Origin of the sequence: Priestia sp. SIMBA_032, assembly GCF_046535215.1 — a bacterium.
GTDB classification, from domain to species: domain Bacteria; phylum Bacillota; class Bacilli; order Bacillales; family Bacillaceae_H; genus Priestia; species Priestia aryabhattai.
On record NZ_JAWRXD010000178.1, the window covers coordinates 1 to 408 of the forward strand.

Annotated in this window: 1 pseudogene; it reads right to left on the reverse strand. The window is 41.4% G+C overall.

From position 1 onward, the window contains the following. Positions 1 to 346: pseudogene (locus tag SB717_RS33900) on the reverse strand (ABC transporter substrate-binding protein); the annotation flags it as partial. Positions 347 to 408 lie beyond the last annotated feature (62 nt).

A 408-nucleotide genomic window follows, 5' to 3' on the forward strand; every position in this document is an offset into this window, starting at 1 on the left:
CGAGCGCTTCATGTGGGACTTCTTTTTGTAATTCGCCAGCGTCTTTCATAATAGTTTGGAGCTGTTTCCATTCTTCCGCATCTAATAGTGGATTTGTCGCATAAGAATGTTGCTTTTTGTACCGTTCAATTACTTTTACTGTTATGTCTTTTGAAGTGTCTTTAAATAGCGGAGAAACGGCATCAGCAATTTCTTCTGGACTATGTGTATCAACCCATTGCTGTGCTTTATAGAGAGCACGTGTGAACTTTTCGGCAGCAGCTTTATCTTTCTTTAAGAAACTTTCTTTTGCCATGAACGTTGTATAAGGAACAGTACCAGATTCATTTCCGAATGAAGCGACAATAGAAGCTCACCCTGATCTACACTATAGCCTTCCAGCCGGTCCAACACGCCGTACAACCGATC